At 45.2% G+C, this 13,911-nt stretch carries 14 protein-coding genes; 1 reads left to right on the top strand and 13 read right to left on the bottom strand.

Going from position 1 to position 13,911, the window contains the following annotated elements; all coding sequences use genetic code 11:
* Nucleotides 1-13 precede the first annotated feature (13 nt).
* Genes LWP20_RS09770 through nuoK form a run of 3 tightly spaced genes read right to left on the bottom strand, consistent with a single transcriptional unit; the run spans nt 14 to nt 3,816 of the window.
* Nucleotides 14-1,465, bottom strand: coding sequence for a complex I subunit 4 family protein (locus LWP20_RS09770; RefSeq protein ID WP_242927937.1), 1,452 nt, complete (start codon nt 1,463-1,465; stop codon nt 14-16).
* 12 nt (nt 1,466-1,477) lie between these two features.
* Nucleotides 1,478-3,439, bottom strand: coding sequence for an NADH-quinone oxidoreductase subunit L (gene nuoL / locus LWP20_RS09765; RefSeq protein ID WP_242927936.1), 1,962 nt, complete (start codon nt 3,437-3,439; stop codon nt 1,478-1,480).
* A 47-nt stretch (nt 3,440-3,486) separates the two neighbouring features.
* On the bottom strand, nt 3,487-3,816 hold the full coding sequence (nuoK, locus tag LWP20_RS09760) for an NADH-quinone oxidoreductase subunit NuoK (protein ID WP_242928035.1): 330 nt from the start codon (nt 3,814-3,816) through the stop codon (nt 3,487-3,489).
* Nucleotides 3,817-4,195: 379 nt separating this feature from the next.
* On the opposite strand from nuoK, the gene LWP20_RS09755 reads away from it, so the two are divergent.
* Nucleotides 4,196-5,221 carry a DUF6929 family protein gene (locus tag LWP20_RS09755; RefSeq protein ID WP_242927935.1) on the top strand — a complete coding sequence of 342 codons (1,026 nt, stop codon included), beginning with the start codon at nt 4,196-4,198 and terminating at the stop codon, nt 5,219-5,221.
* A 380-nt stretch (nt 5,222-5,601) separates the two neighbouring features.
* Here the strand turns inward: LWP20_RS09755 and LWP20_RS09750 are convergent, their stop codons facing one another.
* The 10 genes from LWP20_RS09750 to LWP20_RS09705 all read right to left on the bottom strand — a co-directional run bounded on the left by LWP20_RS09750 (nt 5,602) and on the right by LWP20_RS09705 (nt 13,752).
* A complete protein-coding gene (locus LWP20_RS09750) occupies nt 5,602-6,120 on the bottom strand; it encodes an NADH-quinone oxidoreductase subunit J family protein (protein ID WP_242927934.1) in 519 nt (172 codons plus the stop codon).
* A gap of 8 nt (nt 6,121-6,128) precedes the next feature.
* On the bottom strand, nt 6,129-6,638 hold the full coding sequence (locus LWP20_RS09745) for a NuoI/complex I 23 kDa subunit family protein (RefSeq protein WP_242927933.1): 510 nt from the start codon (nt 6,636-6,638) through the stop codon (nt 6,129-6,131).
* A 96-nt stretch (nt 6,639-6,734) separates the two neighbouring features.
* Nucleotides 6,735-7,790, bottom strand: a complete 1,056-nt coding sequence (nuoH, locus tag LWP20_RS09740; protein WP_242927932.1) for an NADH-quinone oxidoreductase subunit NuoH — start codon at nt 7,788-7,790, stop codon at nt 6,735-6,737.
* A gap of 3 nt (nt 7,791-7,793) precedes the next feature.
* On the bottom strand, nt 7,794-8,774 hold the full coding sequence (locus LWP20_RS09735) for an NADH-quinone oxidoreductase subunit G (protein WP_242927931.1): 981 nt from the start codon (nt 8,772-8,774) through the stop codon (nt 7,794-7,796).
* A gap of 147 nt (nt 8,775-8,921) precedes the next feature.
* Nucleotides 8,922-10,268, bottom strand: coding sequence for an NADH-quinone oxidoreductase subunit NuoF (gene nuoF / locus LWP20_RS09730; RefSeq protein ID WP_242927930.1), 1,347 nt, complete (start codon nt 10,266-10,268; stop codon nt 8,922-8,924).
* A gap of 63 nt (nt 10,269-10,331) precedes the next feature.
* Nucleotides 10,332-10,865, bottom strand: coding sequence for an NADH-quinone oxidoreductase subunit NuoE family protein (locus LWP20_RS09725; RefSeq protein ID WP_242927929.1), 534 nt, complete (start codon nt 10,863-10,865; stop codon nt 10,332-10,334).
* 61 nt (nt 10,866-10,926) lie between these two features.
* A complete protein-coding gene (gene nuoD, locus LWP20_RS09720) occupies nt 10,927-12,171 on the bottom strand; it encodes an NADH dehydrogenase (quinone) subunit D (protein WP_242927928.1) in 1,245 nt (414 codons plus the stop codon).
* A gap of 61 nt (nt 12,172-12,232) precedes the next feature.
* Nucleotides 12,233-12,739 carry an NADH-quinone oxidoreductase subunit C gene (locus LWP20_RS09715; RefSeq protein ID WP_242927927.1) on the bottom strand — a complete coding sequence of 169 codons (507 nt, stop codon included), beginning with the start codon at nt 12,737-12,739 and terminating at the stop codon, nt 12,233-12,235.
* Nucleotides 12,740-12,743: 4 nt separating this feature from the next.
* On the bottom strand, nt 12,744-13,298 hold the full coding sequence (locus LWP20_RS09710; RefSeq protein WP_302467598.1) for an NADH-quinone oxidoreductase subunit B: 555 nt from the start codon (nt 13,296-13,298) through the stop codon (nt 12,744-12,746).
* A 73-nt stretch (nt 13,299-13,371) separates the two neighbouring features.
* Complete coding sequence (locus LWP20_RS09705) at nt 13,372-13,752, bottom strand: NADH-quinone oxidoreductase subunit A (protein ID WP_242927926.1); 381 nt, start codon at nt 13,750-13,752, stop codon at nt 13,372-13,374.
* Nucleotides 13,753-13,911: the final 159 nt, after the last annotated feature.

Genomic DNA, 13,911 nt, shown 5'->3' with positions numbered 1-13,911 from the left:
GTATTAATATTGTCTATCGTTTGATGATGCTTAACAGGTTGATAACTGCAGGCTCTGAAATGCTTAGGAAAGTATTTGGGAACAATCCGATCCAGAACACCATGATCACCAAAGGTATAAGTACAGCCATTTCGGTAAATGTCAGGTCTGTAAAGCCTTCTGTATGAGTAGATTTGTTTCCGAACATTACACCCTGGAACATACGCAGCATATACACCGCGCCAAGTATAATTGTAAGGCCGGCAATGGCACCAAAGTAGTTGTTAAACTGGAACACACCGGAAAGCAACAGGAACTCACCCACGAAACCGTTTGTAAGCGGAAGTGCCACAGAACCCAGCAGCAGGATCATAAAGAAGATAGAAAGCGCTGGTGTTGTTTGTGTAATACCACCCAGGCTGCTGATCTCTCTTGTTTTGGTGCGGCTGTAAATAATGTCGATGATGAAGAACAAACCAACTACGTTTATACCGTGGCTCAGCATCTGGATAACGCCACCCTGTAAGCCCTGCTCATTCAGTGTAAAGATACCGGCAGAGATAAGACCAACGTGCGCGATAGAAGAATAAGCGATCAGGCGTTTCAGGTCTTGCTGGCGAATAGCGATGACAGAGGCATAAACTATACCGATAATGGAAAGTATAAGTACCACTTCATCCCACTGGCTAACACCAAGTGGCACTACAGGTAATAACCAGCGCAGGACACCATAAATACCCATTTTCAGCATAATACCTGAAAGAAGCATCGTTGCCGGAGCAGGAGACTCTGTATAAGTATCGGGCTGCCAGGTATGGAATGGGAATACCGGCATTTTAATAGCAAAAGCCAGGAACAAGAACCAGAAGATCCAACCTTGCGAGCTGCTATCGAGTGCCAGTTGGTAGAAGGCGTTTACGTTTGAAGTATGTGTGCCCGGAGTCTGGAAGTATAAGTATACGAACGCAGCCAGCATAAACAACGAGCCAAAGATCGTGTATACAAAGAACTTGAATGTAACCTTAATGCGATTTTCGCCACCCCAGATAGCTGCAATAAAGTAGATCGGAATAAGCGCCACTTCCCAGAAGAAGTAGAACAGGAAGGCATCCAGTGATACAAACACTCCGATAAGGCCGGTTTGCATGAACAGGATCAGGGCGTAAAAAACATTCGGGTTCTTATAATCGTGTTTAAAAGCCGAAAGTATGATTAACGGAATAAGGAAAGTAGTCAGGAGCACCATCAGAAGGCTGATGCCATCCATGCCAATGCTGAAACCGATACCTGCACTTGCTATCCACGGAATATCAAGCGCGTACTGTGGTGCTGTAACTTCAGGCGTAAAACCAGCAGTAGCAAACAAAGCAATGGCAAACTCAACGAGTGCCGCTACAAAAGCCACTTTCTTGGCACCCTGTCCTTTTAGCAGAAGCACCACCAGGGCAGCTAAGGCAGGCCAGAAAAGTAAAAGAGCTGTAATCATCTTCTAAGAACCTTATCCGATAAAGAAGTTTAAAAATAGAATCAGGGCAATGCTGAATACCATTACCAGCACATAGAAGCTGATAACGCCGCTTTGTGCATAACGCAATGTGCGGCCACTTAACATTACAAATTTGCCGAAGCCATTCACAATACCATCCACCAGTATCACATCAATAAAGCGATGGAATGCTGTAGAAATAGCCATCAGCGGACGAACGATGATCGCATCGTAAAGCTCGTCGATGTAATATTTGTTGTAGATCAGGTTATGGATAGGAGAAAGCTTTGCCGTTTCCGGAGCCGGTACGGTATCTTTCTTCACATACATTACATAAGCAATGATGATGGCAACTACAGCAACTGCTACCGAAATACCCATCAGCATATATTCAGTTGCATGGTCCATGTGAGGAGCCTCTAAAGCTGCGCCGTTTGCTATTCTGGCAAAGTCGTAGATTGGATTCAGGTAGTTTTGCAGCACGTGCATATTCTCGCCAAACACAGCCGGTAAGCCCAGGAAACCACCTATAGTTGAAAGTATAGCCAGCACAATCAGCGGGAATGTCATCGAAGCCGGCGATTCGTGCAGGTGGTGGCGTTGTTCTTCTGTACCTCTGAACTTGCCGAAGAAAGTCAGGAACAGAAGGCGGAACATGTAGAAAGCTGTCATGAAAGAGGCCAGCAAACCGCCAACCCACATAATCTTGTTGTGTTCATACACGTGCGCCAATAACTCATCTTTAGAGAAGAAACCGGCAAACGGCGGAATACCAGAAATAGCCAGTGTACCGATTAGGAAGGTAATAAACGTGATTGGTAACCATTTTCTCAGACCACCCATACTACGGATATCCTGCTCGTTGCTCATGGCATGGATTACGCTACCAGCGCCTAGGAACAACAATGCTTTGAAGAAAGCGTGTGTAAGTACGTGGAAGATGGAAGAAGAAAAGGCCATCACACCCAGCGCCAGGAACATAAAGCCCAGCTGAGATACTGTAGAATAAGCCAGTACCTTTTTAATATCGTTTTGTGCCAGGCCTATAGTTGCAGCTACAAGTGCCGTAACCAGACCAATAACTGCAATCACATCCAGCGTTGTCGGAGCCAATACATAGAGCACATTAGAACGCAGTACCATGTAAATACCAGCTGTAACCATGGTTGCCGCGTGTATCAGGGCAGAAACCGGCGTAGGGCCAGCCATCGCATCCGGTAACCAGGTAAATAACGGCAACTGCGCACTCTTACCCATTGCACCTACAAAAAGTAGCAATGTAATGGCAATCATAACAGGTGTATCGATGCCGGTAACTTTAGAAGCTTCCAGGAAAACCTGCGGATAGCTTACGCTGCCAAAAGTTATGAATATCAGGAAAATACCTAGCAAAAAGCCCAGGTCACCGATACGGTTCATAATAAAGGCTTTTTTGGCGGCATTGTTATAGTTAGTATTCTTATTCCAGAAACCGATGAGCAGGTAAGAGCAAAGACCTACACCTTCCCAACCCACGAACATCATCACATAGTTAGAGCCCATCACGAGCAGTAGCATCGAGAAAAGGAACAGGTTCAGGTAAGCGAAGAATTTACCCATGTTCTCGTCGTGGCTCATGTAGCCAGCCGAGTAAACGTGGATCAGGAAGCCAATACCGGTAACCATCAGCATCATCAGCAGCGTCAGCTGGTCGATCATAAAAGAGAAACCGATCTGCAGCGTACCCACTGAGATCCAGTCGTAGAAATCTACCAGGTATGGCTTGCTGCCATTAGCTGTGAAATCTAAAAAGAGGTAAATCGAGATCAGGAATGAAGCGAGTACGGTAGCACAACCGATAAGAGAAACGAGCCCTTTGGCCAATTTTCGGTTTCCTAACCCATTCAGGATAAAGCCAAGCAGCGGCAGGAGCGGAACGAGCAAACACAGCAGCGCCATTTCCTGGTTGTTGTTGGGCATTACTATTTCTGGCATGTAGCGTATGATTTAATTAAGCTAATTCAGGGATTCTTTAGATACTATTACCACTTCAGGTAGTTCAGCAACTGTACATCCGTAGATCGGATGTTGCGGTATATCATAACTATAATAGCAAGGCCCACGCATACTTCGGCGGCCGCTACAGCCATGATAAAAAACACAAATACCTGACCATTAGGGTCTGAGCGGTAAGCAGACAATGCTGTAAGAAGCAGGTTTACGGAGTTAAGCATAAGCTCCACACACATAAAAATTACAATAGCATTGCGTCTGGTAAGTACACCAATCACTCCGATCACAAACAGTGCGGTGCTAAAGTATAAGTAATATTCTAAAGGAACGGTTCTGATAACCTCAGGTATCTGGTTCATCATTAGTGGGCTGAACGGATTTACTGATAATATTATAGTCCAAAAATTCGTGCCGCAAAGTTATCCTCATTTTTCATAAATCCATAACATATTTCCATTCTTCTTAGCTACAAATGATTAGGCTCAGCAAACTTATTGGCAGACTCAGAAACGTATACTTTCAGTGCCTTTTTGTGCAATCTTAGTGGGCCGTTCCACTTAATAAGTCACTCTTTTACTTTATTATGGAGAGTAATGCCAAATCATCCCTTGTGTTTGATTTGTTATTTGGCTGATAACAGAGCTGAATATCATCAGTGAATTTGTAGTTTTAATAGGAATTAGCTGCTTAGATCAGCTTTCCGTATACAGGCTCGGCTTTTCACCAGCATTTATACTTATGCCTGCTAAACTTACTTTTTATTTAATTTTATTAAGCAGTTTGCTTTATACTTCCTGCCATACTTCTGATGTTAGCTCCAATTCCCGTTCTACCATGAAAGCAACTATAGTAAAGAAAGTTTTCTATGCTGATATCCCTTCTGCGTCTGGTCTGGAGATGGTTGGAGATCATTATTACATCAACGGAGATGATTCTCCTTTCCTTTACCAGCTGGATAGTAAGTATAAATTGGTTCGGCGGTTGGCTATGTTTGATACAAGCAGCTTTGTTTCCGGCCGCATTCCAAAACCCGTTAAACCTGATTTGGAAAGTATGGCTGCCTTGAAGTATAAAGGCAACGATTACCTGGTGGCTCTAGGTTCTGGTTCTGCCAAGCCACGCAACAAAGCTTATATTTTGCCTTTGCCAGCTGTTTCAGATAATGCTTTGCAGGTTAAAGAAGTAAAGCTTGATGAATTATACTATCCTTTGCAGCAAAACAAGCAAGTGGTAGGGGAGGATGTGCTGAATATCGAAGGTATGGCCTTTAGTAATTATAAAGTATACTTAATGCACCGAGCTTTAGGAGCTGGCTTAAATGTGCTTATTGTGTATAATATTGATGAATTTGCTTCTTTTTTAATTGAAGGTGCTGCTGTACCAACGCCTGCTTTTTACTTTTTCACTTTACCAAAACTGCAACAGTACCAGGCGGGTTTTTCAGGAGCTTATGTCTTTGATCAAAAGTTGTTTTTCTCCTCATCTATCGAAAGTGCCCCTAATGCTATTGTAGATGGTGAAGTGTTGGGTAGTTATGTCGGGTATATTCCGTTAAAGTCGTTGTCCGATGCTACAGATCCTGCTTCTCCGGCAATTATCAATGCTGCTTTAATTACACAAACTGATGGTAATGTATTTAAAGGAAAAGCGGAGTCGTTGGTTGTAAAAAGCTTTTCAGATAAGAGTAAGTATAAAATAGTAGTTGTTACAGATGACGACCAAGGCCATTCAGAGCTGCTGGAAATTGATTTTACAGTGGAGTAAAGTATAAACCCACCCCTGCCCCTCCGAGGAGGGGAATCGTTTTTAGTTGCAAAACCGCTAACGAAGCAGTATTAATTCTAGTCCTTGTGGGGGTACAGGGCCCACCTTTAAATTGACAGCGCGATACCCGAGGACGAGCCCCGCGGGCTTGGAGCGAGCCAAAGTATAATATTAAACGATAGGCAAGTATAACTGAGGAAAACAGTAAGTATAAAAGTATAGCCTGATTAGCATTAACAAAAGCTGTAATTATGAAACTATATCATATTCTTCTCAGCCAAGCTTGCTCAATTTGCTCTTACCTCAGAAGAGCATTTATAAACAGAAAGGGCTGCAAGTATAAGTTGCAGCCCTTTCTGTTTATAGCTAAAAAGTAAGTCTTAGAAATGCTGTTCGCCGGTTTCTTTCTTACCAAGCATTACAGCACCCACCATGGCTACAAGGAATAACACTGAAGCCAATTCAAATGGGAGCAGGTAATCGCGGAACAGAATCAAACCCAGGTTCTCTACCATACCTATCTGCGAGTTATAGCTATCAGCATCCAAACCTGCAACGCTGGCATCTTTTAAAGCCGCAATCATTACCACGAAAAGCATACCACCTGCAATAGTACCGGCAATTTTACTTAATGTTGAAGTCTTCATTTCTGGCATAGAGCCTTTGCTCTGGTTCAGGAACATGATCACGAACAGAAACAAAACCATGATAGCGCCGGCATAAACGATGATGTTTACCGCTGCCAGGAACTGCGCATTCAATAGGATATAATGGCCTGAAATGCTGAAGAACGTAATGATCAGGAACAACACGCTATGTACCGGGTTCTTTGAGATTACAACCATCAGGGCGCAAAGCAGTGTAAGCGAAGCAAGGAAATAAAACAGATTCTCTGTCATCGGAGTGATTATTTTGATTCGGTATTTTTAACAGGCTCTACCAGACGGTCTTTACCATAAATAAATTCTTCGCGCTCGTAGCGTGCCGGTGCAATCTTGTCGTCCTGTAGGAAAATAGCCGCTTTAGGGCAAGCCTCTTCGCACAGACCGCAGAAAATACAACGCAGCATGTTTACTTCGTAGGTAACAGCATACTTTTCTTCCCGGTATAAATGTTCTTCACCGTCTTTGCGCTCGCCAGCTGTCATGGTAATTGCTTCGGCAGGGCAGGCTACGGCACAAAGGCCGCAGGCTGTGCAGCGCTCACGTCCTTCTTCGTCGCGCTTAAGTACGTGCAAACCTCTCCAGATATCGCTGCGCTCACGCGTTTGCTCCGGGTACTGGATGGTAGCTTTTTTCTTGAAGAAGTGCTTTAATGTTATACCAAGGCCTTGTGCAATAGCAGGTAAGTACGCTTTTTCAGCAAACGTCATTTCCTTTTTTGCAACGGTCTTTCTTCTATTTGATAGTGGTTCCATCTCTTATCGATTATGAGTGCAGCGCTGGCAGTTAAAGTATAATTTGTTTTTATAACAGGTTGCTGCCGGGCAACATTCAAATTTCGGTACTATAGTTTAAAATAAATACTCTTTTAGCAGAATACCGCCACCTGTCAGCATAATGTTCAGGATGGCAAGTGGAATTAGAATCTGCCAGCCCAGTTTCATCAGTTGGTCATAACGGAAGCGCGGAAGTGTCCAGCGAACCCACATGAAGAAAAAGATGAAGAAGAAGATCTTGGCAAACATAACAGCCACACCAACCAGCGTAACCACATTGTTAGCTAAAATCGGGTCGCTGATAGCGGAACGAAGATCCTCCATGAACGGAAAGTTGTAAGCACCAAAGTATAGTGTGGCCATAACTGCAGATGCCACAAAAATGTTGATGTATTCTGCAAACAGGTACATACCCAGTTTCATAGAGCCATACTCTGTGTGGTAACCACCAATAAGTTCTGCTTCTGATTCCGGTAAGTCGAATGGCGTACGGTTAGTTTCTGCAAAAGCACATACCAGGAAAATGATAAAGCCAAGTGGCTGGTACCAGATGTTCCAGTTAAAGCCATGTTGCTGCTCTGCAATTTCTCTTAATGAAAGCGAGCCGCTCAGCATAAGTACTGCTATAAGGGAAAGACCCATGGCCAGTTCATAGCTGATGTTCTGAGAAGCTGCACGTATGGCGCCTAACAACGAGAACTTGTTGTTTGAAGCCCAACCACCGATCATCAGGCCATAAACGCCTAATGAAACTACTCCGAATACATAAAGTACACCGATATTTACTTCTATAGCCTGTAAGAACAGCTCATGTCCGCCAATTATCAGTTTGTCGCCAAACGGTATAACAGCACTGGACATTGTAGCAACCAGCATAGCGATACCAGGACCAATAATAAATAGTGCTTTGCTTGACTTGGCAGGTATAAAATCTTCTTTAAAAAACAATTTACCGGCATCAGCCAAAGGCTGCAGCAAGCCCAGCGGACCTGCTCTGTTTGGTCCCACACGATCCTGAATAAAAGCAGCAATTTTACGCTCAAAGTAGGTAGAATATGTTGCTATCAGCAGGGTAATGCCGAAGATCGCCAGAATGTAAATTCCTTTATATATTAGGTCTACAGACTCCATATGTTATTCCTGTGGCAGGTTTTTCTTAGTAGATATTGGTAAGTTCGGTACTATCGGCACATTCACTACAGGTAGTTCGTAGTGGTTGGCAGAAATTACAGAAGCTCTTTCGATGTGGCGCGGACCTTCTATTGTCCAGTCGCTCATTTCTTTTTTGTCGAAGCGGCAGGTGTTGCAGATAAATTCTTCTACTTCGCTATACTCATCCTTGCGTGCAGTTACACGAAGTACCTCATCTCCACGTCCCCATAAAGTTACTTTACCAGAGCAGGTTGGGCAATCGCGGTGCGCATCCATCGGCTTTGTAAACCATACACGGTTTTTAAATCGCCAGGTCTTATCCGTTAAAGCTCCCACAGGGCATACATCGATCACGTTTCCTGAGAAATCGTTATCAATTACATTCTCAATGTAAGTTCCGATCTCAGCAGCATCGCCACGGCCAAGTACACCGTGTACACGCTTTTCAGTTATCTGATCTGCGGTATACACGCAACGGTAGCACAGAATGCAGCGTGTCATGTGCAGCTGGATGTATGGACCAAGGTCTACTTTGTTGAAAGTACGGCGCTCTTCTTCGTAACGCGTAGCGCTAACACCATGCTCATAAGAAAGATCCTGCAGGTTGCACTCACCGGCCTGGTCGCAGATTGGGCAATCCAGCGGGTGATTTATAAGCAACATTTCTACAATACCTTTGCGGGCATTCAGTACTTCTTCGTTTGTAGTATTTTCTACCACCATACCATCCTGTACCGGCGTAATGCACGAAGCAACCAGTTTAGGCATAGGGCGAGGGTCTTTGGCAGAACCTTGTGTTACTTTAACAAGGCATACACGGCACTTACCGCCGCTGCCTTTTAAAGGAGTATAGTAACACATGGCAGGCGGTACTACTTTACCACCAATTTTTCTGGCGGCCTGAAGTATGGTAGTTCCGTCTTCTACCTCAACTTCAATACCATCGAATGTTATTTTAGCCATTTTAATTATCGTTGTTCGTTTTCGTTGTTCGTTATTCGCGAACACATTCAAACGATTTAAGCTATACTTTCCTTTTCAGGATATTTTAATTAAGAAGGAGCACAGGAGTCTTGATTAGTCTTTTGTCCTGTGTCTTATGTCTAATTCTTATGCTTCTATAGTTGCCAGCTGGCCTCGGTATACAGCACCCGGTAAAGTTGCTTCTTTCGGATGCTTGATGTGCCACTCAAATTCCTCACGGAAGTGACGGATGGCACTAGCTACCGGCCATGCTGCCGCATCACCTAATGGGCAAATCGTATTTCCTTCAATTTGTTTGGCAACGCTTACCAACAGGTCGATGTCCTGCTGATGTCCGTGGCCGTGCTCGATGCGGTGTAATACTTTCTCCATCCAGCCTGTACCTTCACGGCATGGGCTACACTGACCGCACGACTCATGATGATAGAAGCGCGCATAGTTCCACGTGTTACGCACAATGCACTGGTCTTCATCAAAAACTATAAATGCACCTGAACCCAGCATCGAACCACTCACAAAACCACCGTCTGATAACGATTCGTAAGTCATTAGGCGATCTTCGCCGGCTGCAGTTTTAGTTATCAGGTTAGCAGGTAGAATCGGAACAGAAGAACCACCTGGCACGACTGCCTTTAGTTGCTTGCCTTTCCAGATACCACCACAGTATTCGTCAGAGTAAATGAATTCTTCAACCGGAACACCTAACTCAATCTCGTAAACACCCGGGTTGTTAATGTTACCGCTGGCAGAGATCAGTTTTGTACCAGTACTTCTACCGATACCGATCTTTGCATACTCCGCACCGCCGTTGTTCACGATCCAAGGCACTGAAGCAATAGACTCCACGTTGTTTACCACTGTTGGCGAAGCAAATAAACCTTTCACAGCCGGGAATGGCGGCTTGTTACGCGGGTTACCACGCTTGCCTTCCAGCGATTCCAGCAGAGCAGTTTCTTCACCGCAGATATAAGCACCACCACCCGGAGCCACATGCAGGTCCAGATCGTAGCCTGAGCCAAGTATGTTTTTACCAAGCAAGCCGGCTGCGTATGCCTCAGCAATAGCTTTCTCCAGTATGCGCAGCACAAACATCAACTCGCCACGGATATAGATGTAAGATGTGTTCGCACCCAGCGCGTAGCTCGATGTGATCATACCTTCGATCAGTGCATGCGGGTTTTTCTCCATGAACACACGGTCCTTAAAGGTTCCGGGCTCAGACTCATCGGCGTTGCAAACCAGATAACGCGGAACACCTTCCGGCTTAGCCAAAAAGCTCCACTTCATACCAGTCGGGAAGCCGGCACCACCACGACCGCGCAGGCCTGATGTCTTTACTTCTTCCACCACCTCGTCCGGAGTCATCGTTTTCAGGGCTTTCTCTACCGAGCGGTAGCCGCCATGCTTACGATATACTTCCAGGGTCTCGATGCCTGGTACGTTTATATGTTCGGTTAATATTTTAATTCCCATTGTAGCAGGATATATAGCTCAGCAGCGCCTTTTATACTTGCACGCTACCTTGTTAGTCAAAAATTACTTCTGATGATAAGGAGTTTCTACCTCGGTGTTGCGCAGTGTTTCCAGGAACTGATCCAGCTTTTCTTCTGAATCTATGTTTTCATAAAACTTCTCACGCACCTGCAGCATCGGGCCTGTTCCACACGAAGCAAGGCATTCTACCGGCTTCAGGGTAAACATACCATCGGCAGTGGTTTCGCCTTCCTGTATGTTCAGCTTCTCTTTGAGCATGTCGATCATCTGATCGGCGCCACGTAGACAGCAAGGACCCGTACGGCATACTTCCAGCACATGCTTGCCAACCGGCTTCAGGTTGAACATGGTATAGAACGTAGCCACTTCGTATACTTCGATCGGCTGAATGTTCAGGATTTCGGCAATTTTATCCATCACCTGTGGGCTTAGCCAGCCGCCAAATTCTGCCTGTGCCACGTGCATGATAGGTAGAATAGCGGATTTCTGACGTCCTTCCGGGTAATGGCTGATGTAGCGCTGGATCTCGGCCATGCCTGCATCAGAAAACTTCACTTCGTTTATAGTCTCTGCCATTTTATAGTTGTCATTGGCTGTTTCAGGCAACCAATGTTAAATGGTAATTAATTCTAAAATATTAAGCGTCTAGTTCGCCGGCAATAACGTTCAGGCTACTCAGTGTCAGGATAGCATCAGCCAGCTGGCCACCTTTGATCATCTCAGTATAAGCCTGGTAGTAAATAAAGCAAGGACGACGGAAATGCAGACGGTAAGGTGTGCGGCCGCCATCTGATATCAGGTAGAAACCAAGTTCGCCGTTACCACCCTCTACTGAATGGTATACTTCGCCAACCGGAGCATCTGTCTCACCCATCACAATTTTAAAGTGATAGATCAGGGCTTCCATGTTGCGGTATACTTCCTGTTTTGGAGGCAGGTAATAATGCGGCGCGTCCGCGTGGTATGAACCTTCAGGCAGGTTTTTGTAAGCCTGCTCAATAATGCGTAAGCTTTGCCATACTTCCTCGTTACGAACCAGGAAGCGGTCATAAGTATCGCCTTTTGTACCTACCGGAATATCAAATTCAAAGTCTTCGTACGATGAGTATGGGTTCATCACGCGCACGTCGTAGTCAACGCCGGCTGCACGCAGGTTAGGTCCTGTAAAACCGTAATTAAGGGCTCGTTCCGCTGAAATAGCACCTACATCGGTTGTTCTGTCGATGAAGATACGGTTACGGGTAAGCATTTTCTCGAACTCAGCCCATACTTTAGGGAAGCGCTTCAGGAACTCACCGATCAGGTGTAAGGCTTTAGGCGAAAGGTCGCGCTCCATACCACCGATACGGCCCATGTTCGTAGTTAAACGGGCGCCGCATACTTCCTCGTAAATATCGTAGATGTGCTCACGCTCCTGCATTACATACAGGAAACCAGTAAAGGCACCAGAGTCCACACCAAGTATGGAGTTACAGATCAGGTGATCCGAAATACGGGCCAGCTCCATCATAATCACGCGGATGTACTGCGCACGCTTCGGTATAGTTATACCTAACAGCTTCTCTACCGTCATGTGATATCCCATGTTATTAATAGGGGATGAACAGTAGTTCATGCGGTCAGTCAGCGGCGTGATCTGGTAGAACGGTCTGCGTTCTGCTATTTTTTCAAAAGCACGGTGTATGTAGCCTATCGTCGGAACTGCGTCCATGATCTTCTCACCGTCCATCTGAAGGATGTTCTGGAAAATACCATGCGTGGCCGGGTGCGTTGGCCCCAGGTTCAGCGTGGTCAATGGGCGCTCTTCCTGCAGCGATAGTCCGTGGTCTAAACGGAATTGCTCCAGCTCTGTAAGCGCAACGTTTTTATTTTCAGTAGCCATTCTTATCTTCTTTGTTGTTGGCTGCTACCTGCTAAAGTGTAAGCAAGTACAGCTAACTGGCTTATCGTCCGAAATAGGTATCTATTTTATCTTCTCTTGTCTGATCTTCCAGCGGATACTGCTTCAGCATAGGGTGGTATTCCATTTCCTCAATGTTCAGGATGCGGGTCAGGTTAGGATGACCTGTGAAAATAATACCGTAGAAGTCGTAAGTCTCGCGTTCCATCCAGTTGGAGGCTGCATACAAATTGGTAAGTGTAGGCATTACCGGGTCAGCGGAAGGTATAAACACCTTAATACGAATGCGGTAGTTGTGGCGCAGGCTGTGTAACTGATACATCACACACAGTTCCTTGTCTTTCTGCTCCGGGTAGTGAATGCCACACATGGTAGTCAGAAAGCGGATCTGCAGTTCCTCATCGTCGTGCAGGTATTGGATCAGCGAAATAATCGATTCACGATTGGTCGTAATGGTCATGATGCCATCCGGATTCAGTGCATCCCAGATGTTATCTTCACCAAACTTGCTAATGATTTTGCCGAGTACGTTTTCGTTCGTAAGCTCCATTTGCTTATTTAATATTGTAAGAGGCTAACAGGGCCTGGTATTCAGGTGAGTTGCGGCGGCGCAGCGATTCGTTTGCTGCCAGGTCCTGCACGCGCATCAGACCATCCAGGATCTGCTCAGGGCGAGGAGGGCAACCAGGTACATAAACATCTACCGGCACAACGCGGTCTATACCCTGCAGTACAGAGTATGTATCGAAAATACCGCCGGAAGAAGCACAGGCACCAACAGCTACTACCCAGCGTGGCTCAGACATCTGCTCGTATACTTGTTTTACTACCGGCCCCATTTTCTTGGCAATCGTTCCCATTACCAGCAGAATGTCTGCCTGGCGTGGCGAAAAGCTTGGGCGCTCAGATCCGAAGCGGGAAATATCGTAATGCGAGCCCATGGTTGCCATAAACTCGATACCGCAGCACGAAGTAGCAAATGGCAAAGGCCAAAGCGAGTTCTTACGGGCCAGGCCAATTACTTTTTCAAAAGAAGTAGCAAAGAAACCAGCACCTGATATGCCATCTGGTGCCTCTGCCATTTTAATATCGTTAGTTGAATCACTCATGTTAAGGATTGTTATATCTACAAATAAGCGTTAGCTGTTTTTAAACACCGCTGTACTTGTAAAAGTTTAATACTTACTCCCACTTCAGGATACCCTTTTTCAGCACGTAGAAGAAGCCTGTTAAGAGCAGTACCATAAATACCATCATCTGCACAAAGCCTTCCATGCCAAACTCTCTGAAGTTAACTGCCCACGGATACAAAAAGATGATCTCGACATCAAACAGCACGAAAAGGATGGCGGTCATGAAATATTTGTAGGAGATTGGCGTACGCGCATCACCCACAGATTCGATACCACTTTCCCAGGCTGCGTCTTTTACAGCACTGCTGCGCTTAGGGCCCAACAGGTGCGTTGTTACCAGTGCGAAAATTACAAAGCCAAGAGCCGCCGCAAATTGTATAAGTATAGGCAGGTAGTCTGACGGTAAGTACTGATTTACAGTAGTTTCCATATTTATTGTAGTCGATTCGTAAATTTGGGAGCAAAATTAGGTATAAATACTAATAATCAAAAGTATAATTAGCTTGTAAATTGTACCTAAAGCAGGGTTAGTGTAGCTGTTTTAAAAGTATAAGTTGGATTGTTCTGATAAAGTATAAAATAATGAAGC

Source organism: Pontibacter vulgaris (assembly GCF_022758145.1).
GTDB classification, from domain to species: domain Bacteria; phylum Bacteroidota; class Bacteroidia; order Cytophagales; family Hymenobacteraceae; genus Pontibacter; species Pontibacter vulgaris.
Note: the sequence above shows the minus strand (reverse complement) of the source record. Positions and strands in the feature narration are given on the sequence as shown.

Coding starts and splice junctions, on each gene's coding strand:
- LWP20_RS09770 (WP_242927937.1), bottom strand. CDS start 1,465: ATGATTACAGCTCTTTTACTTTTCTGGCCTGCCTTAGCTGCCCTGGTG.
- nuoL (WP_242927936.1), bottom strand. CDS start 3,439: ATGCCAGAAATAGTAATGCCCAACAACAACCAGGAAATGGCGCTGCTG.
- nuoK (WP_242928035.1), bottom strand. CDS start 3,816: ATGAACCAGATACCTGAGGTTATCAGAACCGTTCCTTTAGAATATTAC.
- LWP20_RS09755 (WP_242927935.1), top strand. CDS start 4,196: ATGCCTGCTAAACTTACTTTTTATTTAATTTTATTAAGCAGTTTGCTT.
- LWP20_RS09750 (WP_242927934.1), bottom strand. CDS start 6,120: ATGACAGAGAATCTGTTTTATTTCCTTGCTTCGCTTACACTGCTTTGC.
- LWP20_RS09745 (WP_242927933.1), bottom strand. CDS start 6,638: ATGGAACCACTATCAAATAGAAGAAAGACCGTTGCAAAAAAGGAAATG.
- nuoH (WP_242927932.1), bottom strand. CDS start 7,790: ATGGAGTCTGTAGACCTAATATATAAAGGAATTTACATTCTGGCGATC.
- LWP20_RS09735 (WP_242927931.1), bottom strand. CDS start 8,774: ATGGCTAAAATAACATTCGATGGTATTGAAGTTGAGGTAGAAGACGGA.
- nuoF (WP_242927930.1), bottom strand. CDS start 10,268: ATGGGAATTAAAATATTAACCGAACATATAAACGTACCAGGCATCGAG.
- LWP20_RS09725 (WP_242927929.1), bottom strand. CDS start 10,865: ATGGCAGAGACTATAAACGAAGTGAAGTTTTCTGATGCAGGCATGGCC.
- nuoD (WP_242927928.1), bottom strand. CDS start 12,171: ATGGCTACTGAAAATAAAAACGTTGCGCTTACAGAGCTGGAGCAATTC.
- LWP20_RS09715 (WP_242927927.1), bottom strand. CDS start 12,739: ATGGAGCTTACGAACGAAAACGTACTCGGCAAAATCATTAGCAAGTTT.
- LWP20_RS09710 (WP_302467598.1), bottom strand. CDS start 13,298: ATGAGTGATTCAACTAACGATATTAAAATGGCAGAGGCACCAGATGGC.
- LWP20_RS09705 (WP_242927926.1), bottom strand. CDS start 13,752: ATGGAAACTACTGTAAATCAGTACTTACCGTCAGACTACCTGCCTATA.